The organism is [Clostridium] citroniae WAL-17108, from assembly GCF_000233455.1.
Classification (GTDB): Bacteria; Bacillota; Clostridia; order Lachnospirales; family Lachnospiraceae; genus Enterocloster; species Enterocloster citroniae.
This window is the reverse complement of record NZ_JH376421.1, coordinates 299,943-326,542: the sequence shown is the minus strand read 5'-3', so window position 1 is coordinate 326,542 and position 26,600 is coordinate 299,943. Positions and strand designations below refer to the sequence as shown.

24 protein-coding genes are annotated in these 26,600 nt (G+C 50.7%); 9 read left to right on the top strand and 15 right to left on the bottom strand.

Going from position 1 to position 26,600, the window contains the following annotated elements; all coding sequences use genetic code 11:
• Both HMPREF9469_RS11450 and HMPREF9469_RS11445 read left to right on the top strand, forming a co-directional pair.
• On the top strand, positions 1-1,293 hold the full coding sequence (locus tag HMPREF9469_RS11450; RefSeq protein ID WP_007862093.1) for a TRAP transporter large permease: 1,293 nt from the start codon (positions 1-3) through the stop codon (positions 1,291-1,293).
• A gap of 82 nt (positions 1,294-1,375) precedes the next feature.
• Positions 1,376-2,452: a LacI family DNA-binding transcriptional regulator gene (locus tag HMPREF9469_RS11445; RefSeq protein ID WP_166459902.1), complete on the top strand. Its 1,077-nt coding sequence runs from the start codon at positions 1,376-1,378 to the stop codon at positions 2,450-2,452.
• Positions 2,453-2,567: 115 nt separating this feature from the next.
• Here the strand turns inward: HMPREF9469_RS11445 and HMPREF9469_RS11440 are convergent, their stop codons facing one another.
• The 9 genes from HMPREF9469_RS11440 to HMPREF9469_RS11400 all read right to left on the bottom strand — a co-directional run bounded on the left by HMPREF9469_RS11440 (position 2,568) and on the right by HMPREF9469_RS11400 (position 11,515).
• Positions 2,568-3,590 carry a hypothetical protein gene (locus tag HMPREF9469_RS11440; RefSeq protein ID WP_007862089.1) on the bottom strand — a complete coding sequence of 341 codons (1,023 nt, stop codon included), beginning with the start codon at positions 3,588-3,590 and terminating at the stop codon, positions 2,568-2,570.
• The gene (locus HMPREF9469_RS11435) at positions 3,577-5,151 is read right to left on the bottom strand and encodes an MBOAT family O-acyltransferase (RefSeq protein WP_007862088.1); all 1,575 of its coding nucleotides are present in this window, start codon (positions 5,149-5,151) and stop codon (positions 3,577-3,579) included. The genes HMPREF9469_RS11440 and HMPREF9469_RS11435 overlap by 14 nt, the downstream gene beginning before the upstream one ends.
• Before the next feature lie 15 nt (positions 5,152-5,166).
• On the bottom strand, positions 5,167-5,394 hold the full coding sequence (locus HMPREF9469_RS11430) for an acyl carrier protein (protein ID WP_007862086.1): 228 nt from the start codon (positions 5,392-5,394) through the stop codon (positions 5,167-5,169).
• Between the two features lie 14 nt (positions 5,395-5,408).
• On the bottom strand, positions 5,409-6,629 hold the full coding sequence (locus tag HMPREF9469_RS11425; RefSeq protein WP_007862084.1) for an alanine racemase: 1,221 nt from the start codon (positions 6,627-6,629) through the stop codon (positions 5,409-5,411).
• Between the two features lie 112 nt (positions 6,630-6,741).
• Positions 6,742-8,259: an amino acid adenylation domain-containing protein gene (locus tag HMPREF9469_RS11420; RefSeq protein ID WP_007862082.1), complete on the bottom strand. Its 1,518-nt coding sequence runs from the start codon at positions 8,257-8,259 to the stop codon at positions 6,742-6,744.
• Between the two features lie 218 nt (positions 8,260-8,477).
• On the bottom strand, positions 8,478-9,023 hold the full coding sequence (locus tag HMPREF9469_RS11415) for an NADH peroxidase (protein WP_007862081.1): 546 nt from the start codon (positions 9,021-9,023) through the stop codon (positions 8,478-8,480).
• 125 nt (positions 9,024-9,148) lie between these two features.
• Positions 9,149-9,565 (bottom strand): Fur family transcriptional regulator, encoded by a 417-nt coding sequence (locus HMPREF9469_RS11410; protein ID WP_007862080.1) that lies wholly within the window; start codon positions 9,563-9,565, stop codon positions 9,149-9,151.
• 139 nt (positions 9,566-9,704) lie between these two features.
• Positions 9,705-10,679: a LysR family transcriptional regulator gene (locus HMPREF9469_RS11405; RefSeq protein ID WP_007862079.1), complete on the bottom strand. Its 975-nt coding sequence runs from the start codon at positions 10,677-10,679 to the stop codon at positions 9,705-9,707.
• Positions 10,676-11,515 carry a phosphatase gene (locus HMPREF9469_RS11400; RefSeq protein WP_007862077.1) on the bottom strand — a complete coding sequence of 280 codons (840 nt, stop codon included), beginning with the start codon at positions 11,513-11,515 and terminating at the stop codon, positions 10,676-10,678. The genes HMPREF9469_RS11405 and HMPREF9469_RS11400 overlap by 4 nt, the downstream gene beginning before the upstream one ends.
• 202 nt (positions 11,516-11,717) lie before the next feature.
• Between HMPREF9469_RS11400 and HMPREF9469_RS11395 the strand changes: the two genes are divergently transcribed.
• The 7 genes from HMPREF9469_RS11395 to HMPREF9469_RS11365 are packed head-to-tail and all read left to right on the top strand — an operon-like array spanning position 11,718 to position 18,987.
• The gene (locus HMPREF9469_RS11395; RefSeq protein WP_007862076.1) at positions 11,718-12,527 is read left to right on the top strand and encodes a S1 RNA-binding domain-containing protein; all 810 of its coding nucleotides are present in this window, start codon (positions 11,718-11,720) and stop codon (positions 12,525-12,527) included.
• A gap of 26 nt (positions 12,528-12,553) precedes the next feature.
• Positions 12,554-13,234 carry a GTP pyrophosphokinase gene (locus HMPREF9469_RS11390; protein WP_007862075.1) on the top strand — a complete coding sequence of 227 codons (681 nt, stop codon included), beginning with the start codon at positions 12,554-12,556 and terminating at the stop codon, positions 13,232-13,234.
• Positions 13,231-15,033 carry a glycerophosphodiester phosphodiesterase gene (locus tag HMPREF9469_RS11385; RefSeq protein ID WP_007862074.1) on the top strand — a complete coding sequence of 601 codons (1,803 nt, stop codon included), beginning with the start codon at positions 13,231-13,233 and terminating at the stop codon, positions 15,031-15,033. Before HMPREF9469_RS11390 ends, HMPREF9469_RS11385 begins: the two co-directional genes overlap by 4 nt.
• A gap of 45 nt (positions 15,034-15,078) precedes the next feature.
• The gene (dtd, locus tag HMPREF9469_RS11380; RefSeq protein ID WP_007862073.1) at positions 15,079-15,531 is read left to right on the top strand and encodes a D-aminoacyl-tRNA deacylase; all 453 of its coding nucleotides are present in this window, start codon (positions 15,079-15,081) and stop codon (positions 15,529-15,531) included.
• 32 nt (positions 15,532-15,563) lie between these two features.
• Entirely contained in the window at positions 15,564-15,980 is a 417-nt protein-coding gene (locus HMPREF9469_RS11375; protein ID WP_007862071.1) for a DUF3783 domain-containing protein, read from the top strand.
• Entirely contained in the window at positions 15,977-17,416 is a 1,440-nt protein-coding gene (locus HMPREF9469_RS11370) for a vWA domain-containing protein (RefSeq protein WP_007862070.1), read from the top strand. The genes HMPREF9469_RS11375 and HMPREF9469_RS11370 overlap by 4 nt, the downstream gene beginning before the upstream one ends.
• Complete coding sequence (locus tag HMPREF9469_RS11365; RefSeq protein ID WP_007862069.1) at positions 17,413-18,987, top strand: ATP-binding protein; 1,575 nt, start codon at positions 17,413-17,415, stop codon at positions 18,985-18,987. Before HMPREF9469_RS11370 ends, HMPREF9469_RS11365 begins: the two co-directional genes overlap by 4 nt.
• A gap of 158 nt (positions 18,988-19,145) precedes the next feature.
• Here the strand turns inward: HMPREF9469_RS11365 and HMPREF9469_RS11360 are convergent, their stop codons facing one another.
• From HMPREF9469_RS11360 to deoC, 6 genes are all read right to left on the bottom strand, one after another.
• Positions 19,146-19,967 (bottom strand): response regulator transcription factor, encoded by an 822-nt coding sequence (locus HMPREF9469_RS11360; RefSeq protein ID WP_007862068.1) that lies wholly within the window; start codon positions 19,965-19,967, stop codon positions 19,146-19,148.
• A gap of 35 nt (positions 19,968-20,002) precedes the next feature.
• The gene (locus HMPREF9469_RS11355; protein WP_007862067.1) at positions 20,003-21,700 is read right to left on the bottom strand and encodes a sensor histidine kinase; all 1,698 of its coding nucleotides are present in this window, start codon (positions 21,698-21,700) and stop codon (positions 20,003-20,005) included.
• A 63-nt stretch (positions 21,701-21,763) separates the two neighbouring features.
• A complete protein-coding gene (locus tag HMPREF9469_RS11350; RefSeq protein WP_007862066.1) occupies positions 21,764-23,416 on the bottom strand; it encodes an ABC transporter permease in 1,653 nt (550 codons plus the stop codon).
• On the bottom strand, positions 23,406-24,527 hold the full coding sequence (locus HMPREF9469_RS11345) for an ABC transporter ATP-binding protein (RefSeq protein WP_007862063.1): 1,122 nt from the start codon (positions 24,525-24,527) through the stop codon (positions 23,406-23,408). Before HMPREF9469_RS11345 ends, HMPREF9469_RS11350 begins: the two co-directional genes overlap by 11 nt.
• A 99-nt stretch (positions 24,528-24,626) precedes the next feature.
• Positions 24,627-25,745 carry an ABC transporter substrate-binding protein gene (locus tag HMPREF9469_RS11340; protein WP_007862061.1) on the bottom strand — a complete coding sequence of 373 codons (1,119 nt, stop codon included), beginning with the start codon at positions 25,743-25,745 and terminating at the stop codon, positions 24,627-24,629.
• 99 nt (positions 25,746-25,844) lie between these two features.
• On the bottom strand, positions 25,845-26,510 hold the full coding sequence (gene deoC / locus HMPREF9469_RS11335; protein WP_007862056.1) for a deoxyribose-phosphate aldolase: 666 nt from the start codon (positions 26,508-26,510) through the stop codon (positions 25,845-25,847).
• Between the last annotated feature and the right edge of the window lie 90 nt (positions 26,511-26,600).

Here is a 26,600-nt window from a genome sequence, read left to right as displayed (position 1 = left end):
ATGGATACAAACAGTATGGCGATTTTAATTCTTTTAGGTTCTTTTGCGCTTTTAATATTGATGAGGGTTCAGATCGCGTATGCAGTGGGTATTTCGTCCATTTTGTGCTGCCTGTACCTGAAACTGCCCATTACCACCATCTGCCAGATGATGGTAAAAGGCGTAAATTCCTTCAGCCTGATGGCTGTTCCCTTTTTCATTACCATGGGCGTGCTGATGGGGTCGGGAGGTATTTCCGAAAAACTGATCAGCCTTGCCAATTCCCTGGTGGGATGGATGACTGGAGGAATGGCCATGGTGAATATTGTGGCATCCTATTTCTTTGGCGGAATCTCAGGTTCCGCAGCGGCTGACACAGCATCCCTTGGGACCATTCTGATTCCCATGATGGTAGATCAGGGGTATGATGATGATTTCTCAACGGCAGTTACCATCACTTCCTCCTGTGAAGGGCTTTTGGTGCCGCCCAGCCATAATATGATCATTTATGCCACCACTGCCGGTTCCATTTCTGTTGGAAGCCTGTTTTTAGCCGGATATATTCCCGGAGCCGTGCTTGCAGTTTCCCTGATGATCGGTTCCTACATTATATCGGTCAGGCGCAGGTATCCCAAAGGGGAGAAGTTTAGCTTCAGGGCGTTTTTCCATGAACTTGGAAGGTCCGTTTGGGCCCTTGCAGCAGTTCTCATTGTGGTGGTAGGGGTTGTGGCGGGAGTGTTCACTGCAACGGAATCAGCGGCAATTGCCGTAGTATACAGTCTGTTTGTTAGTGTGTTTATTTACAAAGGACTGGATTGGAAGGGAGTATGGAAGGCATTTGGGGATTCTCTGGACACCCTGGCGATCGTACTGATCCTTATAGCCACATCCAATGCATTCGGCTATCTGCTTACATACCTGCGCGTACCTAATCTGGCGGCCGGTGCCATTACAAGCCTGACCACAAATCCAATTGTCCTGGCTCTGATGATCAATGTTATCCTATTGGTATTGGGATGTGTCATGGATATGGCTCCCATTATTCTGATCGCCACGCCTATCCTGCTGCCGCTGGCGCAGACCATTGGTATTGATCCGATCCAATTTGGGATCATGATTGTTCTCAACTGCGGTATCGGACTTTTAACTCCTCCTGTTGGCGCGGTTCTATTCATTGGCTCAGCTGTGTCTGGTGTTCCTATGGAACGGGTAGTGAGGGCCACGTTTCCCTTCTACGTGTGTATGATCATAACATTGCTTCTGGTCACCTTTATCCCCCAGGTTAGCCTGTTCCTGCCGGGGCTGTTCAGTTAAATTGAATTTGCATATAGAGGATATGTCTGTTAAAATGGATTACAAATACACATCAACAGACAGAAAGCCAAGGGATTTCCATATGGAAAAAAAGATAACAATTAACGATGTTGCAGCCGCGGCCCAGGTGTCCAGCGGTACGGTGCACAGGGCCTTGTATGATAAGCCGGGGGTAAGCGAAGCGGTCAGGAAAAAAATTGTGAGGATTGCCAATGAAATGGGATATCAACCCAATCTGGTAGCGTCCTCCCTTAAGAAGAAACCGCTGAGAATCGTGGTGGCATTTCCCGGCCCCACACAGGATAACCGCTATTTCTACGGGGAGCTGTGGAACGGATACCGCCAGTACAGGAAGGAATTGATCGCCTATAATCTGGATATCATAGAGGCGCCCTGTTACAATGATGAGGTCAACAGCTTTGCCGATAACCTGAAGAGCATTATGAGACAGTATCAGGGGGAGATTGACGGAGTTATAGGAGGGGGAAAGCTTCTTGAAAAGGATCAGCAGACGGCCTGCAGGCTCACTGAGAACGGTATTCCATTGGTTCTGGTGAGCGAGGAAGTGGAGGGAGTGGACTGCCTGTGCAGTGTACAGTCCGAACACAGGACAGACGGGAGGATGGCAGCAGAGCTTCTGACAGCACAGATTCCTGAGGACAGCAGTATCCTCATCTGTGCAGGGGACGTGCTCCTACCGTCCAATATTGAGAACACCATGGGCTTTGAATCCTATCTCAGGGAACAGGATGCCCATAATAAGCTGATCAAGGTATATGGATACAGGGGAATTGATAACGTATATGAGCGTGTTCTGGATACGCTGAGGGCAGATGAAACCATTAAAGGACTGTATTCCGTGAATGCCCGGTGCAGCCTTTTTCTGGCCAGGGCAGTGGAGGAGGCAGGCCTGGTGGGAAAGGTCCGCATCATTGGAAGCGACCTATACCCGGAGAGCATCCGGTATATGGAGAAGGGGATAATCAACCTGATTATTGACAAGAATCCCAGGAATCAGGCGATCGTAGGATTAAAACGCCTTCTAAATTACCTGATCCGCAGGGAGGAACCTTTGGAAAAAGAGGAGAATGTAGTTTCCACCATTATATGCCGCAGCAATATGGACAAATATGTACAGGGGAAATTTACAGTATCCTAGAGGGGCCCAAAAGAGCCGTCTGCCCCTTTTGGTCCAGTGTTTTTGGAAACTGATCCAGGGGCAGGGCCTTTGCTCTCTTGGCCAGGTCGAACTTGCCGGTTTGTCAACCAATATTTTAAGGAGTATAGGAGAAATATTTTTCCGGGTCCATTTCCTTGTTTTTTATATCTGCAAGGAACCTTCCAAGTATGGTGCTGTATTCCCGGGCTTTAATTCCGTCCATGTGTCCGTCATAATCCCAGTATCCCTCCATGGTACGGTCCATAAGCTGGGGATTCATGTAGTTAAAGTTGTAGTACTTCAGGCCGTAGCGTTCCATTAGGCCGGTAAAATATTCATGGGAGGCCTGATAGGATTCCTCAAACTGGGAAAGGGTGTCAAGGGGGACAGGGGTGGTGATGACGATCAGCTCTATGTCCCTGTCCTTGCAAAATGCCGCGATGCGGTCAAAATACCGGAGTGCCTTTTCCTTGACCCGGCTTTCATCCCAGGGAATATTGTTAAAGGTTCCCTTGTCTTCGCCCTCCACCCGGTTGCGGTAGATGAATCCCCGTCCTCCGTAATGGCCGGCAGGGACATCCAGTATGGTGGGATCGTAGCTTCGGTAGGCGGGACTTAGCTTCTTTTGTATATTGGACGGTATCTGGGCGTAAAGATTCCGGTAATAGCTCCAGGGCGCCAGGGTGGAGCGGAAATCCAGCCCTGCTATTTTGTCCATGAAATAGAGGAACTTTGCGGCGGATGGAGGGAAGTCCTGGTAAAAGAATATCTCGGTGGAACCGCTGCGCTGCTCATTCATCCAGTAGGATGGGTCCAGCTCATACACCACCTGAGACGGGTTCTGGGTCTCAGCGGCCAGACGCAGCAGGTAGTACATATCATCCGGATAGGCGTCTGCCATGCACAGGCTGACGGAACTGATCCCGTCCCGGTCCATGGCTCCGGGATCGATTCCATACTGTCCGTGGGAAGTCCCGATGAATACCGTGTCATAGTCCTGTCCATCCCTCAGGTTGTGAAGATTGATCCTCACGGAACCGGGAGGAATAAGGGCATAATTGAGCGCCAGGGTAATCCCCAGGCAAAGGGCCGGGAACAGGACAGCCCTGGCGGCTTTTAGCCAATTAGAACTGGGCATAGATAAAACCTCCTCCCGTTAGATTGATCTGCCCCAGAAGGGGAATGGCAAAGAGCAGCAGAAGATACACGCTCCACCTGGCGGCCAGGGGCTGTCTGGCCAGGGTCTTTCTTATTTCCATATGGTTTTCCTGGAAAAAACTGACAGCAAACAGGACCCCGCAGGATAGGGCAAGGGCCACGTAATCCTTTTTGTCCAACCCCAGATCTAACAGGCTTCCGTCTGTGAGCGCGGAAAGGGAAAATCCACTCACCGTGTTCTTCATCATGGTCAGGGCAGCCCCAAGACTTGGTGCCATGTCAAAATACCAGCTGATATTCACCAGTATAAAGGTCCGCAGGATCTGGACCACCATCCAGGCCCTGGATTCCGCCGGGACGCGGAGGGATTTGGCTGCCTTCTGGTAACAGGGGGCAAACAGGTTGCTGGCAGCAATGATCACGCCGTTATAGAGGCCGTAAACAATATATTTCCATGCAGGTCCATGCCATACGCCCACAAGGAAAAACACCAGCAGGTTGGCTATACACACCGGAAGGACACGGCCTATATGTTTTCCACAGTGGTTCTTACAGTATTTTCCAAACTTATTCATGCCCTTGGAAAGAGAAAAGGGATAGAATACATAGTCTTTCATCCATGTGCCCAGGGTAATGTGCCAGCGGTGCCAGAAATCCGAGATGGACCGCGCAAAATAGGGACGTTTAAAGTTGGCGTCCAGGGAAATGCCAAAGCACTCTGCAGCGCCCATCACCACATCCATGCCTCCGGAGAAATCACCGTACAGCTGAATGGAATAAAACAGGACCGCTGTAATGACCACGATCCCCCCGTAGGATTCGTAATTGCCGAACACCTGGTTTACAATGACCGCGGCCCGGTCCGCAATGACTATTTTCTTAAAATATCCCCAAAGCATCAGCTGCAGCCCGCTTTCGATCCGTGAAAGACAGAAGGTCCTCTGGCCAAAGAGCTGATCTGACAGCCGGTCATAGCGTCCGATGGGACCCTGAAGGATCTGCGGGAAAAATGATACGAACAGGGCAAAGCGGAAGGGGTTGTGGTCAGGAGGATATTTCCCTCTGTAAACATCAATGAGATACCCCATGGACTGGAAGGTATAAAAGGAAATACCCAGGGGAAGCAGAAGATTTCCCGGGGTATAGGGGGCGCCGAACATCCGGCTTATGTTTTCCACCGCAAAGTTGCGGTATTTTAAAACAGCCAGTATGCCGAAATTAATAAGGAGCACAGCGGCTGTGATCCATTTCTTGTACTTGCGGTAACGCTCTTTTAATATCTTTTTCTGCCGGGGTATGGGGTTCTCTATGGATCTTAGGATCAGAGCCAGTCTGAGATCCGCCCTTTCCAGGCACAGGCCCCCAAGAAAGGTGGTGAGGGTGGTGGTAAGGATAAACACCGCCGCCCATGTGCCTGAAGCCAGGTAGAACAGGTAACTGAACAAAAGAAGCCATACCCACTGAAGCCGTCCCGGAATCAGATAATATCCCAGGACGGCTGCAGCCAGGAAAAGAAGGAAGTTCATTGAGAGAAAAGACATCCCGTCCTCCCTCTGTTAGTCATCGCCCAGACGCTGTACCATTTTCCACAAAGCGTCTGCGGAGTTGAAGTTGCCAGGTACAATATCCACAGGTGAGATCTCAACGCCAAATGCATCGTTTAATTCGCTGACAATGGAGAGGATATCAAAGGAATCCAGATACCCACCGTCAATCAGGTCCGTGCAGGTCTTAAAATCCACATTGGGTTTGATATCCTCTAAAATTTCTAATAATTCATCCATGTTTTATTCTCCTTTTATAATTGATCGATATGGATACTGCCGTCATTGAGCGGATCCGTGGGCAGATCCCTGCGCACCAGGCAAAGCCCGTCCGCTTCTGTATAGGTCAGGATCCTGGGCAGCCTTCTGCTCAGGAACAGGTAGATCCCTTCCGTCACAGAATAGGCGCCGATGCGGTCAAAGACCAAAAGATCCCCCATTGCCGGATCGGGCAGGGGAAGATTCTTGACCAGCATATCTCCGGAAGTGCACAGGGATCCGCAGACCGTCCATTGTTCTTCCTCCCGTCTGCCTGAGGCCTGCCGGGGCATAAAGCGGTGGAGCGGGATCTTCATGGCCATGGCCTGTCCGTAATAGTTCACATGGTGGATGCCTCCGTCCACTATGCAGTAATTTTGTCCCTGACTGCGCTTAAGGTCAACCACCTGGGTGATATAGCTGCCGCAGGGGGCTGCCAGGAACCGGCCGGCTTCCAGGGTTATGGTTCCCGTAAATTCCATTTGGTCAAGGAAATCCCGAAATTCCCTGAGCATAAGATCCTCATCCTGGATTTCCTGGCCCTCAAAGTATGGAATAGAGAGACCCGGTCCATATTCCAGTTCACGAAGTTCATACACCAGTTCCTCCCGGATCCCGGCCAGGACCCCATCCAGGTACTCCAATTCTTTTTTTAGCTTGGACATCTGTTTCTTCTGGGTTCCTGAGTAGTACTGAAGTCCTATAAAATCCAGGTGGGGATAAGAGCCGCGGTCCCGGATAATGGCCCGGACCGTCTCCTCATCCATCCCAAACTGGTTTCCGCTGGTCAGGCGCAGCAGGACAGGGACAGCGGATTTTTGCGCGGTTCTCTGGCCGGATTCCTGTGCAGCACATGCTTCCAGGATCTGAAGCTGGTACAGGGACTCGGCGGTAAAGGCCGCAGCCCCTTCCTCCCCCATCACTTCCAGGATCTGCTGCGGTTCTTTGTTAACGCCGGATAGTACGATCTTCTTCCCGGGGACGCCCGCCCGCCGGCAGATGGCGTATTCCCCGGGAGAGCACACCTCAAGACCATCGGCTGCCTGGGCGGCTGTGGCTGCCAGGAAGGGGTTGGCTTTCATTGCATAGCAGATCTTTCTCTCATGGCCCAATATTTCTTTCATATGCCGTATACGTTGATGGAATTCATCCAGGTCAAAGACATAGGACGGCGTGCCGTACATATCAGCGGCTGTTTGCAGTATCTGATCGTCCATAAAACCTCCTTTTTTCAGAGCGTGCTCTCGGAATCCCTCCGGCATCCATCTTTGCGGCTGATTTTTCGCCAGTCACGCACAAATCTGAGTACCCGGAGATTCTGGAAGTACACTAGACGCAGAGTTCCCTCAGGGCCTTCCGGTCAATTTTCCCATTCTTTGTAAGCGGGAGTTGATCCAGATTTTTGTAAATATTTGGGAACATATAGCGGGGCAGCAGCGGTTCCAGCCCGGCGGCAATCTGCCTTTTATGGGCATTCCCTTCATAGAATGCAGCAATCTTGTTTTTTTCCTCCAGGAAAATGCATACGGCCCTGGTAACACCCTCCACGGCCATAAGGGCTGTCTCGATCTCCCCCAGTTCGATCCTGTGCCCCATGTGTTTGATTTGGAAATCTTTTCTTGCCTGGAAATACAAAAGGCCATCCGGGCCGTAACAGGCCATGTCGCCTGTACGGTAGATGATCTCAGGGTATGACTGGTTTAGGGGATTCTGTACAAAGGATGCCCCGGTCCGCTGCGGGTCCCTGTAATATCCAAGGGCCAGGGCGGTGCCTGCCACGCAGACCTCCCCCTGTCTGTGGGGAGTGGTCACAAGATGGTCCTCCTCATCCAGCAGGAATACCTTTTCATTGGGAAATGCAGTTCCCATGGGAATCGTACTTCCCGGTTCAAAATCCCGGTCTATCACATAGTATGTGCAGTTGCAGGTGATTTCAGTGGGACCGTACAGATTGACAAACATGGCATGGGGAAGATACTTCCTCCACGTGTTCAGGTGTTTGACCGGCATGACCTCCCCGCTGAACAGTATTTTATCCAGGTGTGTGGGCACACGGTAAGTAAAACCGTTCAGGGTAGTGATGATGCATAGGGCGGAAACGGCCCAGATGGCTGTGGTGATCTGCTTTTGGCAGAGGTAATCCAAAAGCCCGGTGGGGATGGAGAACAGCCGCTTTGGTATGATTTCCATGGTCGCACCGGTTTTAAGGGTGGAGTAAATATCCTTTACGGAAACATCAAAATCAAAGGGGGCCTGGTTGCCGATCACATCTTGGGACGTGATATGGAACATGTCTGTAAAATGTCCTATAAAATCGATCACTGAGCGGTGACCCACCACCACGCCCTTGGGCGTGCCTGTGGAACCTGAGGTGAAAATCCCGTACAGAGGGTCCGTATCCAGGGACTGGCTGCGGATGGATGCCAGAAGGCCGGAGTCCGTGCTGTCAGGCGGCAGGGCTTTCAGTGTTTCAAGGTCTATTATTTCTCCGGAAAATGTGATATCTCCAGCTATGTTAAGGCTTTTACTGTCCGCGATCATCCACTGGGCCTGAAGGCTGTCCAGAATCCGGTTCAGACGTTTGGCCGGCTGACTGGGATCCAGATATACATAGAAGCATCCGGCTGTCACAGCACCCATAAAGGCGCCCAGGGCAAATACGTTCTTTTCAGTCATCACAGGGATAGGACGGCGCGGACCGGACCGCTGGCCGAGATAGGTGCCGATCCGGCGGGACAGCTCCAACAGCTCCCTGTATGTCAGGCTTGTATGCTCATCGGAAAAAGCCGGTTTATCCGGATATGTCCCGGCTGATCCCTCCAGAAAACAAAGTATGTTCTGTATCAAAAAATGACCTCCCATCTTGATTCAAACACACTCTAGCACAGATGCAGGCCTTGTTCAAGGAAATATTTCTGAAGATTCTATGACAATTGGCAGCAGACAGGATGTTAAAGCTGGGATATGAGATCCGGTACATAAAGTCCGGAATATAAAGTCCGGCTTATGAGATCCGGTACATAAAAATGCCGCCGGCCCAATAGGCCGGCGGCATGACGCTTTTATTAACCAAAGTATCTCTCTAACAGTCCTGCAAATGCCTTGCCGTGGCGTGCCTCATCCTTAGCCATCTCATGAACGGTGTCATGGATCGCATCCAGGTTCAGGGCCTTTGCTCTCTTAGCCAGGTCAAACTTACCTGCGGTAGCGCCGTTCTCAGCAGCTACTCTCATCTCCAGGTTCTTCTTAGTGGAGGAGGTAACAACCTCGCCTAACAGCTCCGCAAACTTGGCAGCGTGCTCCGCTTCCTCAAAAGCTGCCTTTTCCCAGTACAGGCCGATCTCAGGATATCCTTCCCTGTGAGCCACTCTGGACATGGCCAGATACATACCAACCTCAGAACATTCACCCTCGAAATTAGCTCTTAAATCCATCATGATGTCTTCAGGGGAACCCTGTGCAACACCAACCTCATGCTCACATGCCCATGCCATCTTGTCAGCTTCCTGCTCTTTGAACTTGGATGCAGGAACACCGCACTGTGGACATTTCTCAGGTGGATTCTCTCCCTCATAAACATAACCGCATACTGTACATACCCATTTCTTCATAATCAATATTCTCCTTTTCCTTTTCATTATTTAAGTTACGTTCCGGATGTCTGGCATCCGGAACAGGTTTGTTATTTTTGCTTGAATTGATAATAGTAATTGTTACTGATATTAATATAGATCATTTATGCCGGTTTGTCAATACCTTTATCAACTTTTTTTTCCAAACATTTTTTACACCGGCCGTAGAACAGCACATAGTGGCTGTCAATGATTCCCGGAGCGTTCTCCTGGGCTTCCTGATTCAGTTCCTCAAGGGCTCCTAAATCCATGTCATAGACCTGGTTGCATTCCGTACATACAAAATGATAATGCTGCCGGATATCACCATCAAAATGGTCAGCGCCGTCTCCGCAGGTCAGTTTCTTTATCTCTCCGGTTTCAACCAGCAGGTTCAGGTTGCGATAGACCGTCCCCAAGCTGATATTGGGAAATTCTTCACGGATGCTGGCGTATAGGGCGTCTGCCGTAGGATGGTCATGTCGGTTCATCAGACTGGCTTTGATGGATTCCCTCTGACGGCTATACTTTAAAGTTTTCATAGCATCTCCTTCTATAAGATATAATAATGATAACAGTTACTATTTGTATTCTAGCAGATTCCATCTTATCTGTCAAGATTATGGCAGAAAAAACACCCTGAGCTTATGATATGTAGGCGCGGGGTGTTTCAGAATCGGTTTATTCTGCCGGACGGTCGGCCGGATAGGGAATGCGTTCCCGGGCAATGCGGATGAATTCCCTGGTCGCCCTGGACATGTACCGGCCCTTGTGGTAGCCGATGCCAAGTACGCCATGGGCTCTGGAATAGTTTAAGGAGTACAGGTTCAGATGACTGTTTTCCAGCATGGCATTGCGGTAGGAGCGGGAGGATTGGTCTGGATTCATGAACATTTTCGGGTAAAATGTGATCCCCATTCCTTTTGCGCACAGGGCCAGCACTGTTTCAATGTTTTCCGTTTCCAGTACCACCCTGGGGCTCATCTGTGCGTCCTCAAATATCTCATCGGAGATGGTGCGGATCCGGTTGCCCTTTTTTAACAAAACAAAGGGGCACCTTTCGAGCAGCGTGACATCCGCCGTGGAGGATAGGATCTGTTTGATCTCCTCCAGGCGGTTGGGATATATCTTTTTCAGCAGTTCGTCCGGTACCACCATGAGGATCTCCTCGCCGCAGATGGGGACGGTCTCCACATTCTCCACAGTAAAAGGCAGAAGGTCGATCATCAGGTCCACGTTGCCGTGGAGCAGATCCGATGCCAGCTGGCTGGAATTGCCCTCCACCAGCCGCAGCTCAATACCTGGAAATTGGGCCTGGTAGGTGGGGAGGATTTCAGGAAGGATGACCCTTCCCCTGGTGTGGGATACACCGATGGCAAGCTGTCCTGTTGAAAAATCCTTGATATCGGAGATCTCCTTATAAGTCTCATCACGAAGGTCCAGAAGCTCCCTGGCCCTGGCCTTTAAAGCCTGGCCCGCATAGGTAAGGGTGAGGGGGGAGGTGCGGTTAAACAGCACCACATCAAACTCCTTTTCCAGATTGGATATATGGTTGCTCAGGGACTGTTGGGAAATAAACAGCTTTTTAGCCGCCCTTGTAAAATTCAGTTCTTCCGCTGCCACCAGGAAATACTCCAGGTTCAGGAAATTGATCATTTGCCCGTGCCTCCCGCTGATGCTGTGTTTCCCGCTGATACTGTGCCGCCTGCTGACGTTGTATTTCCTGCGTCCCTGCCCGCCTGCCCGCACCTGGCATCATCCGGCTGCGCCAGAATGGAGGTGAGCCGGGGAATGTAGCCGGCCAGAAGGTCAAGGGAGGTGTTCACCACCAGCTCAGGAGGGAAGCTGACCTCCTCCAAAAGGGCGTGGGCAAAGGTGTGGTCTCCGGAATCCGCTTCGCAGTGGGCATCGCTGTCCACAATGACCGGGGTTTTGTAGTGTTTGCAGAGTTCCAGCATTTTCAGGTAATTCTCCCTTGCGCCCTGGCGGAAGCTCATGGGGTTCAGGGAACTGTTGTTAACCTCTAAAAGGGTTTTGTGTTCCCTGGCCGCGCTGACCAGGGTATCGTAATCAACCGGATAACGGCTGTCGTCCGGATGGCCTATGATGTGTATGGCAGGGTTCTTCATGACGCCCAGGTATGCGTTTGTATTCTGGGTCATGGTGCCGCTCTCTATACATGGGTGGTGAAGGCTGGCAATGGCATAGTCCAAATTCTGGAGCAGATCCTGTTCCAGATCAACCCCTCCTTCGTAATCCATAATGTTAAGTTCTATGCCCATCATCAGCTTCATGCCGTAAAGGGTCCTGGGGATGACTTTAAAATTGATAAAATGATAATAATGGCAGGTGCCGGGCATGGCCGGCGCGTGGTCTGAGCAGCCGAAGACGCGCATACCACGTTCCGAGGCTGATCTGGCCATCTCATAAAGGGAGTTATATGCATGGCCGCTGGCCGTTGTGTGTGTGTGCAGATCCAAAAGATCTATCATGGAATACAGGTCCTTTCTTACGTATATTTACCGCTGTCTGAATCATACCACATAATCTCTGTAGTGAAAAGAAACAAAATGAGAATAAAAATGTAAAATTTGGTATAATTTTTATAAGAAAACTATAGAAATATTAGGTGGGTTGTTGTTATAATGGAGAGGAATATATTTTGCTATAGATACAGAAGGTGAGGAGATTATTATGAGCGAAGAAATGAACAAGGAATTAGAAGGCCAGGTAACCGCCCAGGAGGTTGCCCCAGAGGAAGCAGCTGCGGAGAAAGTAACCGCTGAGGAACCCGTGGAGACCATGGAGGATTTTGCAGCTGAGCTGGAGGCTTCCTATCAGACCCTGAACAAGAGAAAGATCGAACTGGCAGAGGAAGAGAGCGGCGCGGGCGCAAAGTGGGCCCAGTTCCAGCAGATGATGGATGACAGGACAGTCGTGAAGGTGAAGATCTCCGAGGCGGTTAAGGGCGGTGTGGTTACAACCCTGGAGGAAGTGCGCGCATTTATCCCGGCTTCCCAGCTGTCCACAGAGTATGTGGAGAAACTGGAAGACTGGCAGGGGAAATATGTGGAGTGTATCATTATCACCGTAGACCCTGAGAAGAAGAGACTGGTGCTTTCCGGACGCGAAGTGGAGCGGGAGAAAAAGGAAGCTGAGAAAAAGGCGCGCATGGAGCAGTTTAAGGCAGGGGATGTGGTGGAAGGAACCGTGGACAGCATCAAGCCTTACGGAGCATTTGTAAAGCTGGCAGACGGCGTGGACGGACTTTTGCACATTTCCCAGATCAGTACGCAGAGGATCAAACACCCCGGCGCTGTGCTCACAGAGGGACAGACCGTTAAGGTGAAGATACTTAGCATGGAGAACGGAAAACTGAGCCTCAGCATGAGGGTTCTGTCAGAGCAGACTGCAGAGCGTGAAGAGCACGAGACATTTGACTACAAGGAGACCGGATCGGTATCCACAGGGTTGGGCGACCTGTTAAAGGGGCTGAAACTCTAAAGCGAACTAGATAAGGAGGGATAGGAATGTCCAATATCCCCAAAGCGGACGACCAGGTTGATCAGTGGCGTTCGGTCATGTTTTTGTATGATTCAGCATTAAAGAAGGTTAATACCAAGATCGAGATCCTGAATAATGAGTTTGTAAGCCGTTATGACTATAACCCCATTGAACACATCAAGTCCAGGCTGAAAACCGCTGACAGCATTGTGAAAAAACTGAAAAAGGACGGATATGAGGTTTCCATTGAGAATATGATGGAACGCCTCAGCGACATTGCAGGCATACGCATTATCTGTTCCTTTACATCAGATATATATCAGATCGCAGAGATGATATCTTCCCAGGGGGATGTGACCGTCCTCCATGTCAAGGATTATATCAAGAATCCGAAACCCAACGGCTATAAGAGCTACCATATGGTGGTGACCGTCCCCGTGTATCTGACCGATGGCCCGGTGGAGACAAAGGTGGAGATACAGATACGCTCGGTGGCCATGGATTTCTGGGCCAGCCTGGAACACAAGATAGCCTACAAGTTCGAGGGGAATGCTCCTGAGAACCTGCTGAAGGAATTAAAGGCATGCGCTGATATGGTAGATATGCTGGATGCTAAGATGTTCTCATTGAATGAGGCCATCACGGCATTTGCAAAAGAGCAGCGTGAGGATCGGAATCAGGAAAAGACGGAAGAAGAATTTCAGTGAACAGATTGATCAGGGAGACAGATCAGGTTATTAAGTTGAACCTGCGCCAGTTGGTGGTTTTTGAAGTACTCTACCGGCTGGTTGCAGGTACATTCTATATCAGACTGGTTAACCAGCTTCTCAGGTTCTCTTTGCGCATGGCAGGGTACAGTTACCTTACCATGAGCAATATGGGGGCCTTTCTTTGGCGCCCTGTCACCATTATCTGCGGGGCATTGGCCCTGGCCGTGGGCATGGTGCTTCTGGTGATCGAGATCGGGGGCCTGATCACCGCTTATCAGGCGTCTGCCTATTCCAGGAGGATCGACTCCCTGGCCATACTGAGGGGGGGCCTGGGAAAGACATGGGATGAGTATAACAAGAGGGACTGGAAACTGCTGCCCCTGGCCCTGGCCGAGTATCTGACCATGAATTCATATCTGCTGATCCGGCTGCTTACAAGGATCAAACCCCTTAATTTTGTCATGTATGAGATCCTTCACGGCCCGGCCACCCGTCTGGGACTGGTCCTGGTTGTGGTTGGCCTGGTTCTGGTCGGGATTCCCACCATGCTGGTGTTCTTTACCTGCATGATTGAGCAAAAGGGCTTCCGGGACGGCTTCCGGCGCAGCCTGGAGCTTCTAAAGGGCAGATGGCCTGGGGCGGTGGTGCTTCTTTTGGCCCTGAACCTGCTGCTGATCCTGTTTTTGCTGGTTCTGCACTCCGTGATCGTGGTTGTGTCAGCTGTGGTGGTCAGCCTGTTTGTGGACGGTTATGCCGCCATGGCTGTGCTGGCTGCGGTGTGCAGCAGGCTTGAGATCGTGGTGCTGTTAATAGGAAGCCTCCTGGTATCTGTGGTGGATTTCGGCGCCCTGACCGTGGTGTATTACCAGTTTGAGATGAAAAATAACCACAGGCTCCCGTGGGATTTTTCTCTTCCCCGCCAGATGCATATTAAAAGAAAGTGGATGCTTACCATCACAGGGGCGCTGGCTGGGGCCAGTCTGTTTCTGATATTCGACATGGTGTATAACGGCTCCTCCCCTGACTGGTCCGTACTGGGCCAGACAGAGATAACCGCCCACAGGGGCAGTTCCAGGCGGGCACCGGAGAATACCATAGCTTCCCTGGAAAAAGCCATGGATGAGATGGCGGATTACAGCGAGATCGATGTGCAGACTTCTGCGGACGGAGTGGTGGTGGTGTGCCATGACCTGAACCTGAAGCGGGTGGCGGGAGTGGACAGAAGGCTTGGGACCATGACTCTTTCCCAGCTGGAAGAACTGGATGTGGGAAGCCATTTTTCAAAGGAATATACAGGGGAGAAGATCCCTACCCTCAGGGAGGTGCTGGAAGCATGCAAGGGCCGTATGAAGCTGAACATTGAACTGAAAAGCATTGGGGACAGCACCGGCCTGCCGGAGCAGGTGGCTGCCATGGTCATGGAGTTTGACATGGAGGAGCAGTGCGTGATCACTTCGGTGAAGCCCTCCTACTTAAAGCGGGTGAAGGATTTTAATCCGGACCTGAGGACCGGTTATATCCTCGCGGCCGCCTATGGAAAATATTATGAAAGTGATGACTTTGATTTTATCAGCATCCGGTCCAGCTTTGTTAACCGCCGCCTGGTGGAGGCGGTCCATGAGGATGGCAAGGCGGTCCATGTGTGGACCGTGAATAGCAAGACGGAACTGGAGCAGATGAAGCTTCTTGGAGTGGACAACATCATAACGGATGACCCGGTGCGCGCCCGGGAAATCCTTTACAGGGAGGAAGCCACGGAAACCGTGATGGAATACCTGGAAATGATGATCAGATAAAGGCGCAGGCAATGGACAATGGGAAATGATTAGGAGACAACGCATATGAGAGCAGTAGTACAGAGAGTGACCCATGCAAGCGTAACCGTGGACGGCGAATTGCTGGGGAGGATTGGAAAAGGATTCATGATCCTGCTGGGAGTGGCTGACGGGGACACCGTGCAGCTGGCGGAAAAAATGGCTGATAAGATCTGCCGTTTAAGAATATTTGAGGATGAAAATGGAAAAACTAACCTGTCACTTGCAGATGTGGAGGGAGAGCTGCTGATCATCAGCCAGTTCACCTTGTACGCGGACTGCCACAAGGGCAACCGTCCAAGCTTTACCAAAGCCGGTGCTCCTCAGATGGCGGAATCCCTGTACAAGCGGTTTATGGAGCGGTGCAGACAGTACGTAGACGTGGTGGAAAAGGGACAGTTTGGGGCGGACATGAAGGTGGAACTTTTAAATGACGGGCCCTTTACCCTAATGCTGGACAGTGATGATCTGTTCAAATAAAGGGACTCATATGATCAACGAGGTAAAATAGAATGGCGAAAATAACAGAGACAGTATTATATTATAACCCGGGCAGGCCGGAGACCATGAAGCATGTGGCCATGATGAAAAGCGTGCTGGTGAGAATGGGAATCAGGATCCGCAACATTGGCCCGGACCAGGTGATGGAAACCGTGGGATATCTGGCGGGAATGGAAGGATTCCAGCCCCGGGATACGGATGGCAGCGCAGACAAAAGCCTTCCTGAAATCCCGGTGGAAATGATGGTGCTGAAACAGTTCTCAAACAGGCGTCTGGATGAACTGCTCATGAACCTGAGAAAAGCGGGAGTGCCTAAGATCGCGCTGAAGGCAGTGCTGACCGAGCACAACAGCGCCTGGACCTTTTATCATCTGTATGAGGAACTGAAGGAAGAACACGAAGCCATGGCGGCGGGAAATGGACAATGACAGATCCGACCAGACACAGGCAGCTGGAGGAACTGGACCAGGTCAATTTATGCACCAGAATCCTCTATCAGGCCAGGAATGAATTATATCTGAATATGAGGTTCCTGGATCTTTCCCTCAGCAGTCTGGGATTTGAGGCTGACTGGAACAGGAACGGGGTGGCCACGGACGGATGGCTTATCTATTATGGGCCGGAGTATCTTGCCGGTCTTTTTAAGAAGGGAAGAAACCGGGTGAACCGCGCATATCTGCACATGCTGTTCCATTGTCTGTTCTGCCATATGTATAACCGTAAGGACAGGGATAAGGAATACTGGGACTTGGCTTGTGACATCGCCATGGAGTCTGTAATTGACGGACTGTATCAGAAATGTGTCCATGTGCCGAAGAATCCCCTGCGCAGGGAGACCTATCTGCGCCTGGATAAGGCGATGGCCCAGGATGACGGCAGGAGGGACCCGGGTGGTCCGGGGGAAGGCCGTACAGGCCGCGCAAACCGCCCGGTTCCCCTGACAGCGGAACGGATCTACCGGGCGCTTAAGAAAATGAACCTTCCGGAACGCCGCGTGAAGCTTCTGCAGTCTGAGTTTTTTGTGGACAGCCATGACCTGTGGGAGCAGGAGGATGACCCAAAACAGTCCAGGCCGCGGCAGAACCAGTGGGATGACAACCGGGAAAAGATGCAGACCCAGATGGAGACCGGTTCCAAGGAGGAATCAGAGGACAACCAGAGCCTGCTGGACCAGGTCCAGGTGGAGAACAGGGAGCGGTATGATTACAGCCAGTTTCTCCGCAAATTTGCGGTGATGAGGGAGGAAATGCAGGTGGATCCCGATTCCTTTGATTATGCGTTTTACACCTACGGACTGTCCCTGTACGGCAATATGCCGCTGATAGAGCCGCTGGAATCAAAGGAAGTCTACAGGATCCTGGATTTTGTGATCGTGATCGACACCTCCATGTCCTGTTCCGGAGATCTGGTCCGGCGGTTTTTGGAGGAGACCTATGATGCGCTGTCTGAAACCGAGAGCTATTTCCGGAAGGTCCATATCCATCTGATCCAATGTGATGACAAGGTTCAGTCGGATGTGGTAATAACAGAGCCGGAGGAACTTAAGGATTACATGGAGCATTTTGAGATCAAAGGACTTGGAGGCACGGATTTCCGCCCGGCTTTTGAGTATGTGAACGGCCTTCGGGCCAGCAGGGAGATCGGAAACCTGCGGGGGCTGATCTATTTTACGGACGGTAAGGGAATCTATCCTGTACAGGCGCCGCCCTATGACACGGCATTTGTATTTATTGAAAACATGTTTTCCGATGAATCCGTTCCGGCCTGGGCCATGAAGGTGGTGCTGGAGGAGGAACAGATCATGGAGTATGGGAGTAAGCCCAAGGACACAGGAGAGCAGGATTTAGGAGACCATAATTTATGAACATTAAACGGGCAAAGGAAGAAATAAAAAACACCATAGAGGCGTATCTGTTAAAGGATGAGAATGGGGAATATGCCATTCCGTCCATCCGGCAGAGGCCGGTTCTGCTCATAGGTCCTCCCGGTGTGGGAAAGACCCAGATCATGGAGCAGATATCCAGGGAGTGCCGGATCGGGCTGGTGGCCTACACCATCACCCATCACACAAGACAGAGCGCTGTGGGACTCCCTTTTATAGAGAAGAAAATGTTTGGAGGCCGGGAGTACACGGTGACGGAGTACACCATGAGCGAGATCGTGGCATCCATTTACAATATGATAGAGGAAACAGGACTTAAGGAAGGTATTCTTTTCATTGATGAGATCAACTGTGTGTCCGAGACCCTGGCACCCACCATGCTGCAGTTTCTCCAGTGCAAGACCTTTGGCAGCCACCGGATTCCCGAGGGATGGATCATAGCAGCCGCCGGAAATCCGCCGGAGTACAATAAGTCGGTCCGGGAGTTTGATGTGGTGACCCTGGACCGTATTAAAAGGATCGATGTGGAGCCGGACCTTGGGGTGTGGAAGGAATACGCGTATAAGGAAAATATCCATCCGGCCATTATATCCTACCTGGGGATCAAAGGGCAGAATTTCTGCCATATAGAGACCACGGTGGATGGAAAGCTGTTTGCCACTCCCAGGGGCTGGGAGGATCTGTCCGAGCTGATCCTGGTCTATGAAAAGCTGGAAAAGAGGGCTGACAGGGAGGTGATCGGTCAATACATCCAGCATCCCAGGATCGCAAAGGATTTTGCCAATTATCTGGAACTCTATTATAAATATCAGAACCAGTACCAGGTGGATCAGATCCTGGAGGGGATCATTAGGGAGGACTTGTGCGATAAGGTGGCAAGGGCTTCCTTTGATGAGCGCTTAAGTGTCACCGGACTGCTGCTGTCCAAGCTGGCGGATGGATTTAAGGGCATGTTTATGGAAAACCAGGTCATGGAACTTTTAATGGGCCAGCTGAAAGCTTTCCGGCAGGAACTGGAGCCGGGGGAAGAGCCGGGGGCAGAGATGCGGGCAAAGCCGGGGGCAGAGGCGCGGATAGAGACACGAATAGAGGAGCGTACAGAGAAAAGGCCGGATGAGGTGTTAAGGCATCTCATAGATTCCATGGAAGCTGAACGGGTCCGGAAAAAGAAGAGCGGTCTTTTGGGAAGGCAGGAGGACCGCATAAACCGCAGGTGCATGACCGTTATGGAAGGACTTGTAAAGCAAATGCAGTCCGGGACCATTACGGGGAAGGATGAGGCATGGCAGTGGGTCAGGGGTGAGTTTATGTCCAGAAGCGATGCCTACGAGGAGCTTAAGAAAGAACTGGGGCTTAAGCTGGAGCACGCCTTTAATTTCATGGAGGCCGCATTTGGCAACGGCCAGGAGATGGTCATCTTTGTCACTGAACTGAATACCAGCCAGGCCTGTGTCTGGTTCCTGGAGCAGTATGAGTGTGAGCGGTACTACCAGTACAATAAGGAGCTTCTGTTTGATGAGCAGGAGCAGGCCATCCGCAAGCTGGTGGAATAGGGGTATTCCCTATGACTGAATTACAAAGAGATTCAAGAAAAAGGCGTATCTTCTTTTGCATGTCACATGCAGAAAAAGATGCGCTTTTTATTTACCTATGAATCCCACCGCGGTCTTTTATCCCACCGCGGCTTTTCGTCTCGTCACGGCCTTTTATCTCACCCGTGGGTTTCCTTCTCACCCACCACAGCCACGCCGCCGTTCTTTAAAAACTCCGAGGGCGTTACATTGGTATATTTCTTAAATACGCTGCAGAAATGTTTATACTCGCTGAAGCCCAGTTCATCGGATATCTCATAAATCCTCATGGTGCCCTGGTTTAGCATGTTCAGGGCTTTTTTGATCCTGTATTGGTTTAGCAGGTCCACAAAGGTGGTGTTAAGCCCTGCCTTCAGCTTCCTGCTGAGATAGCTGGTGCTGACTCCCAGGATTTCCGCTACCTGGTTAATGCTCACCTTTTCCTTATAATGCTGTTTGATAAACTCATAGGTCCTCTTTACGTAAGGATCCATGCTGTTCTTTGCGCTGTCAAATATCTTCCACTCATCATAAACAGTCAGAATCCTGTCCTGGGATATCCTTTCGATCTTTTCGTACTTACTGGCATAGGCTATCTGCTGCCGGATTTTGTCCAGGGATTCCTTTAATTCATCCTCGTCCACAGGCTTTAGCAGATAGTCCGTAACCCCCATATGGATGGCCTGCCGGGCCAGTTCAAATTCCGAATAGCTGGTCAGCACCAGACTGTAAAAATGCTGTTCTTTTATGGCTGTCTCTATCATCTTAAGCCCGTTCATCTTGGGCATCTTGATGTCGGTCAGCACGATATCCGGCTGTTCCCTCCGTATGGTCTCCAGCCCCTCTGCCCCGTCCTTGGCCGTGCCCACAATGATGCAGTCCATATCCAGCCAGTTCAGGGCAAAGGTAAGCCCATTTCTGATAATTTCCTCATCCTCCACAATCACTACTTTTAATAACATGACAGATCCCCCCATCTTTACGCCGGGAGTGTGCCTCACTCCTCACATGGTACCCGAAGCGTCACCACTGTCCCCTTTTCCGTTGTACTGTCAATCCCAACTCCAAACCTGCTGCCATATACCAGGCGTATTCTCTTATGTACATTATAGATGCCGATATGGTCCGTCTGGTTCTGCCCCTGTCCCAGATTGGCTTTCAGCTCCTTTAACAGCTCAGGCTGTATTCCCACTCCATTGTCCGCTATGATAACGGAAAGGATTCCGTTTTGTATTTTGGTGCGGATACGGATCTCCAGACAGTCCCTGTCCTCTCCAAAACCGTACTTAATGGAATTCTCCACAATGGGCTGCAGGGTCATCCTTGGTATGGATGCGCCTTTGCTTCCCTCCTCCAGGTCAATGCTGTATTTTAACCGGTCCCCATACCGGTACAGCATGACCTGCAGATACCGGTTAATGAAATCCATTTCCTCCTTTACCGTCACCACATCTTTGCCGTTCTGGATGCTGTAGCGAAGCATCCTGGACAGGCTGACCAGCATTTTCTCCGCCTCCCCCGGTCCGAACTTTATCATGTACCGGATGGATTCCAGGGTGTTAAAGAGAAAATGGGGATTAAACTGGGATTCCAGAATCTGGACCGTGGCCAGCATATTTTCCTTTGCCAGTTCCTGATGCCTGTCCAGCAGATGGCGTATGCTTCCGATCATGGTGTTAAAGGAATGGCCAATGCGTTCAAACTCATCCCCGGAGGTGATTTTCAAAGACACATCCAGATCACCCTTCTCCACCTGGTCCAGGGCGCCTATGAGGTCGTATATGATTTCCGTTTTCTTGTCCGCCACCTTGCCCGCGCTGCGGTAAATGGCCAGGGTCACTGCCAGGGCCAGAAATCCCACCAGCACCAGGGACATAAAGCACAGCTGGACAAAGGAGGTACAGTCATATATGACATGTACCGAGGCCTCGCCATCCAGCACGGACACGCTGCCCGTGTAGTACCATCTGTTATCCAGGTGCACCAGGTTGCCGCCGTCCCGGAATTCCTCCATCAGCTTGCCCCGGTCATTCTGAAACCTGGACACTCCGTCTGTGAACAGCCGGTTGAACTTATTGATCAGCAGCACGGGCTGCTCTATGTTTCCCAGCTGCTCCTTAAACGCATCGGCTTTCAGCACAAAACCGCTGTAGCCCTGAAGCCTGCCGTCCTTTACAACGGTCTGGAACATGAGCCATGCCGGAAGCGCCCTGCCGTCCACCCCCGTGTTGTCGTAAATAAAGATACAGTCATTTTTACTGTCATTCTGGTCCGTTGTGTTCCAGGGCAGGTAATTGCCTATGTATTGTATGACGCCGGCCTGGTTGTTGGTGGAAAAGACCAGGTTCCGCTCCTGGTCAAACAGGTAATAGTCCCCCCTGTAAACCTGGCTGTTAAGAAACCGGTAAATGTCGGACACTGCCTCCGTTTTATAGGAAGGCTGTCCCTTAAAGCGCTCCACATCCAGTTCTCCCGCCATCTTCTTGTTCCCGTCCACATAGCTGTCAATAACACCCTCAAACTCCCTGGAAAAGTGTTCCAGCATGGTGCTGCTTTTGCGGATGATTTGCTGGGATCCCACTGCGGTAAACACCAGAAGTAAAACCACCAGCGATATAAAACAAGGCGCAAGCGCGTGGAAGATCAAACTTTTCCGGATTTCGTCCCTGAAACATGTTTGTTTTCGCTTCTCCATACGCCTGCACCTTTTATCATTGATTTTGCACAATACTGCACGTTTCAGTTTATCATATGACAGCTACATTGTCACGTCCTTATTGCCTGACACCTTGAAGAAGATAAGCAGGGATACTACGGTGGTAACTGTCAGTATGGTTGCCAGGGCAGCTGCAGTTCCGTAGCTGGCCCGGATGACTTCGTTATAAATAGCCACCGACATTGTCCTTGTGTTGGCCGTATAAAGCATGACAGAAGAGCTCAACTCATTGATCAGTGTGATCCAGCTTAATATGGCGCCGGACGCAACGCCGGGAAGCATCATTTTCGCTGTCACCTTCACAAAGGACTTGGAAGGCGAATCTCCCAGGCTGATGGCAGCCTCCTCCATGCTCGGGCTGATCTGATAGAGGATGGCGGAACTGGAGCGAAGCGTATAGGCCTGTCTCCGGATGACCAGGGATATGACCATGATGATGGCGGAACCAGCCAGCATCATAGGAGGATGGTTAAATGCAATCAGCAGCGTGATGCCAAGGACAGAACCCGGTACAATGTAAGGGAACATGGCAATGGTGTCTATCATGTTGGTGAGCCAGCTTTTGCGTCTCACTGCCAGATAAGCAATGAGCATTCCCAGTACCACAATGATCACAATGGCTGCCAGGCAGTACAGATACGTATTCTTAATGGACTGGACAGCGGTGGAAAATACCTTGCGGTAGCTTTCCAGGGAAAAACCATCCACAAACACCTGCATCTTGGTAGCGCGGAAGGAGGTATATACAACCATGCACTGAGGTATGATGGAGGTTGCTGCCAGCAGATAGATGAACAGGTGGATGAAAAACCCCTTGATACCATGGACCTCCTTGGGCTGGATGGGCCTCATGGAGCTCATGGTAAAGGACTTGGTATTTACATACCATTTCTGCAGCAGGAACACCGTTGCGGTGACTACCACCATAATGGTTGCCATACATGCTGCAAAGTTGGCGGATCCTCCCGTCTCTCCCACGAACTCTGAATAGACCAGGGTAGGCATGACGCGGTATCCCTCGCCGATCAGGGCAGGCGTACCAAAGTCAGCCATACAGTTCATGAACACCAGAAGGGCGGCTGCTATAAGGGTAGGGGTTACCAGGGGCATGATTACGGTAAACACCTTTTTAAGTCCGCCGCATCCCAGGCTCTCTGCGGCCTCGGACAGGGCCACGTCTATCTTCTTAAGGGCTCCCGACACATACATATAGATGAACGGATACAGCTTAAGGGCAAATACCAGCAGCATTCCGCCAAAGCCGTAAATGGACGGCATATGGATTCCCAGGCTCTTTAAGAACTGGGTCACGGTGCCGCTTCTTCCCAGAAGCAGAATCCAGGAGTAGGCGCCGATGAAGTTGGGACTCATCATGGAGATGATGAACAGGATTTCCAGCACCCCTTTTCCCTTTATCTTATAAAACGACATAAAGTAGGCAAGAGGTACCCCAAGTACAATGGCTACCACGGTTACGCAGAAGGTCAGCTTAAATGAGTTGAGCAATGCGCTCTTATAATATTTCTTTGAAAAGAACCTGGCATAGTTGTCAATGGTCCAGACCCCTGTCTCCGTGTCCTTGAAACCGCTTAAGAAAAGGCTGATGAGCGGATAGAGAAGGAAGAGGGCAAACAGGGCGATGATAACCACTGTCACGATGGTCCAGAAGTCCCATCTGATTTTCTTATTCGTCATATCTCTTCACATCCTTTATCAGACTCTGTTCCATGTCCTGGGTGAACACGTTGATTTTATTAGGGTTCGGTCTAAGGCGTATCTTTTCTCCCACTTTAAAAATACGGTCCACATGGCCCAAATCCTGGGAGTACTCGATACTGGGCTGGTCCTCCAGCACCATGCCTTCTCCAAAGCGCAGGAAGTAGTTGGTGTATTTGCCCAGAAAGGTCCTGCTGATAATTTTGCATTCCATACCTTCGGGGTTCAGTGAGAATTCCTCGGGGCGGACAGAAATTACCACCTTTTGTCCCTCTGTTACCGTATCCACAAGGTTGGGCATCTCCACATGGTACCCGTTTGCAAACACAACTGAAGGTATGCTTCCCTGTTTTTTTATGGTTCCGAAAAAGAGATTGGAATGGCCGATAAAGGTGGATACAAATGCATTGTATGGTCTTGCATAGATGTCCTGGGGACTTCCGATCTGCTGGATAATGCCCAGCTTCATGACTGCAATCCTATCTGATATGGCAAGGGCTTCCTCCTGGTCATGGGTCACATAAACCGTGGTAATGCCCACCTGATTCTGCACATCACGGATGGCGCTGCGCATCTCAATACGCAGTTTGGCATCCAGATTGGACAACGGCTCATCCATAAGAAGCACCTGGGGATGGATGACAATGGCCCTTGCCAGGGCCACTCTCTGCTGCTGGCCGCCGGACAGACGCTCCGGCAGACGGTCCTGGTATTCGTCAATTTTTACCACCCTCAGGATCTCATCCACCCGCTCCTTCATTTGGTTCTTTGGCACCTTGCGGATTTTCAGGCCATATTCCACATTCTGACGGACCGTCAGGTGGGGGAATATAGCATAGCTCTGGAACACCATGCCGATGTTTCTTTTCTGGGCCGGTATATCATTAATGACCTTGTCGTCAAATTGGATGGTTCCTCCCTCTATGCTGTTAAACCCGGCAATCATGCGCAGCAGGGTGGTCTTGCCGCATCCTGAGGGTCCCAGCAGGGTAAAAAATTCACCGTTTTTTATAAAGGCGGACAGGTCCGGTATAATGGTCATGTCCCCATATTTCTTTACAACATTGTCGATTCCGATTGAAACACTCATACGTTTCCCCTCAATTCTTCTAAAATGAAGGGGGCTGACATATTAAGCCACGCCCCCGATGTATGTACTGTTCATGCAACACCTGATGTTTGGATTTGTTTACTCTATAAACAGCTCCTTAAATTCATCCAGCCACTCGGACTTGTGTGCCGCGGTGTCTGTCTCATCATCCTGGATCACCTTGATCTGGTCCATGGGAACCATGGCGTCTCCTGCCTCCACATCCTTGCGGATGGTTCTTCTGTACTGGGTGTTATTCATAAATTCCTGTACATCCTTGCTGGTAAGCCAATCCACGAACTTCTGGGCATTGGATTCATTGGGGCAGTTTTTGATGATGTAAACTCCGTCACCACGGAAGATGACGCCTTCGCTCATATAAACAGTCTTAACCGGCGCGCCTGCGCCCACATATTGGGCAGAACCCTGCTCAAAGGTAAGTCCAACGGTGTATTCTCCGTCTGCAACACCCTTATATACTGCGGAAGAACCGCCTAACAGTTTGCCGTCCAGCTGTGCACAGAACTGTTTTACATAGTCCCAGCCATTGTCAGGAGTGCCGCCGCCCATTGCGTAGAGCATGTTTACCAGATGCTCAAAGGAAGAAGAGGATGCCGCAGGGTCTGCAAATGCAATCTTACCTTTTAATTCAGGATTCAAAAGGTCCTCATATCCCTCAATCTTAATATCGCCAATCAGGTCCGTATTCACCATGATAACAGATGGGATGGTATCAAAACGTGTCAGGTTTCCCTCTGTGTTCTTGTACTCATCATAGAACGCATCCTCATTGGATGTTACGTAATCTGCAAAATATTCGCTCTTATTCTTTACGGTTCCAATGGTTCCCGACCAAAGGATATCTGCCTGAGGGTTGTCGGCTTCTGTCTGGATTCTTTTCAGAGCATCCCCGGTACCCATGGCCAGACACTCAGCGTCAATGCCTGTGTCCTCCTCGAACATGGCCAGCATGGAATCAATCATGGACTCTGTAAGAGGGCTGTAGATAATCAGCTTCTCATTGGCGGAACCAGAGCCTCCCTCATCTTTCTTTGCCCCGGCTGCCTCATCCTTCCCTGCCTCTGCACCGGCCTCAGCCTTAGGTGCCTGGGTGTCAGCGCCTTTCTCTGCCGCAGAACCTGAACTGCCTGAACAGCCTGCCAGGCTGGCCGCCACTGCTGCTGCGCATAAAACCGGGATTATTTTTCTTTTTTTCATTACCTTTATCCTCCTTTAAACTTTGTTAATGTGGTTTATGTTTTATATACCCTCAGTGGACAAGGGGAGTGAGTGCCCTTGTCCACTGAGAGTATGGAATCAATAGGTGCCTGCTTCCTGTCCGCTCAAAAGCTTGAGGGCGGAGCTGGTACCTATACGGTCGCATCCTTCCTCCAGGAACGTCTCCAGATCCTCCTTGGTCTTCACACCTCCTGCAGCCTTGATCTTCACACCCTCGCCAATGTACTGCTTAAATAACCGGATATCCTCGACCCTGGCTCCTGCTGTCCCAAATCCAGTGGAGGTCTTGATATAGTCGGCCCCCCCGTCCGTAACGCATTTGCACAGCTCTTTTTTCTCATCCTCTGTCAGATAGCAGGTCTCGATGATTACTTTCACCACATGGCTCCCCGCAGCCTTTTTGACTGCCTCGATTTCACGTGTGATTCTGGCAAACCCGCCGTTTTTAACATCACCGATGTTTACCACCATATCCACTTCCCCGGCTCCGTCCGCCAGGGCTTTCTGGGTTTCGTAAACCTTTGTCTCCGTGGTGTTGTATCCCAGCGGAAATCCAATGACCGTGCACACATTCAGCTTGTCTCCATAGACATTTGACACCCGCTTTACATAGCTGGGAGGTATACAGACCGAAGCCGTGCGGTTCTCAATGGCTTCCTCACAGAGTGTCTGTATTTCATCCCATGTGGAGACTGCCTTTAACAGCGTATGGTCCACATGGACCAGAATATCTTCCCTTGTCATACCCATCCCCCTGTCTTTTCCGTGTTTGTTTGTAACCTCATTATATCGTTTCACTACCGCCTAAACCATCCGAAATCCCGGCAAATTGTC

Coding starts and splice junctions, on each gene's coding strand:
- HMPREF9469_RS11450 (WP_007862093.1), top strand. CDS start 1: ATGGATACAAACAGTATGGCGATTTTAATTCTTTTAGGTTCTTTTGCG.
- HMPREF9469_RS11445 (WP_166459902.1), top strand. CDS start 1,376: ATGGAAAAAAAGATAACAATTAACGATGTTGCAGCCGCGGCCCAGGTG.
- HMPREF9469_RS11440 (WP_007862089.1), bottom strand. CDS start 3,590: ATGCCCAGTTCTAATTGGCTAAAAGCCGCCAGGGCTGTCCTGTTCCCG.
- HMPREF9469_RS11435 (WP_007862088.1), bottom strand. CDS start 5,151: ATGTCTTTTCTCTCAATGAACTTCCTTCTTTTCCTGGCTGCAGCCGTC.
- HMPREF9469_RS11430 (WP_007862086.1), bottom strand. CDS start 5,394: ATGGATGAATTATTAGAAATTTTAGAGGATATCAAACCCAATGTGGAT.
- HMPREF9469_RS11425 (WP_007862084.1), bottom strand. CDS start 6,629: ATGGACGATCAGATACTGCAAACAGCCGCTGATATGTACGGCACGCCG.
- HMPREF9469_RS11415 (WP_007862081.1), bottom strand. CDS start 9,023: ATGAAGAAATGGGTATGTACAGTATGCGGTTATGTTTATGAGGGAGAG.
- HMPREF9469_RS11410 (WP_007862080.1), bottom strand. CDS start 9,565: ATGAAAACTTTAAAGTATAGCCGTCAGAGGGAATCCATCAAAGCCAGT.
- HMPREF9469_RS11405 (WP_007862079.1), bottom strand. CDS start 10,679: ATGATCAATTTCCTGAACCTGGAGTATTTCCTGGTGGCAGCGGAAGAA.
- HMPREF9469_RS11400 (WP_007862077.1), bottom strand. CDS start 11,515: ATGATAGATCTTTTGGATCTGCACACACACACAACGGCCAGCGGCCAT.
- HMPREF9469_RS11395 (WP_007862076.1), top strand. CDS start 11,718: ATGAGCGAAGAAATGAACAAGGAATTAGAAGGCCAGGTAACCGCCCAG.
- HMPREF9469_RS11390 (WP_007862075.1), top strand. CDS start 12,554: ATGTCCAATATCCCCAAAGCGGACGACCAGGTTGATCAGTGGCGTTCG.
- dtd (WP_007862073.1), top strand. CDS start 15,079: ATGAGAGCAGTAGTACAGAGAGTGACCCATGCAAGCGTAACCGTGGAC.
- HMPREF9469_RS11375 (WP_007862071.1), top strand. CDS start 15,564: ATGGCGAAAATAACAGAGACAGTATTATATTATAACCCGGGCAGGCCG.
- HMPREF9469_RS11370 (WP_007862070.1), top strand. CDS start 15,977: ATGACAGATCCGACCAGACACAGGCAGCTGGAGGAACTGGACCAGGTC.
- HMPREF9469_RS11365 (WP_007862069.1), top strand. CDS start 17,413: ATGAACATTAAACGGGCAAAGGAAGAAATAAAAAACACCATAGAGGCG.
- HMPREF9469_RS11360 (WP_007862068.1), bottom strand. CDS start 19,967: ATGTTATTAAAAGTAGTGATTGTGGAGGATGAGGAAATTATCAGAAAT.
- HMPREF9469_RS11355 (WP_007862067.1), bottom strand. CDS start 21,700: ATGGAGAAGCGAAAACAAACATGTTTCAGGGACGAAATCCGGAAAAGT.
- HMPREF9469_RS11350 (WP_007862066.1), bottom strand. CDS start 23,416: ATGACGAATAAGAAAATCAGATGGGACTTCTGGACCATCGTGACAGTG.
- HMPREF9469_RS11345 (WP_007862063.1), bottom strand. CDS start 24,527: ATGAGTGTTTCAATCGGAATCGACAATGTTGTAAAGAAATATGGGGAC.
- HMPREF9469_RS11340 (WP_007862061.1), bottom strand. CDS start 25,745: ATGAAAAAAAGAAAAATAATCCCGGTTTTATGCGCAGCAGCAGTGGCG.
- deoC (WP_007862056.1), bottom strand. CDS start 26,510: ATGACAAGGGAAGATATTCTGGTCCATGTGGACCATACGCTGTTAAAG.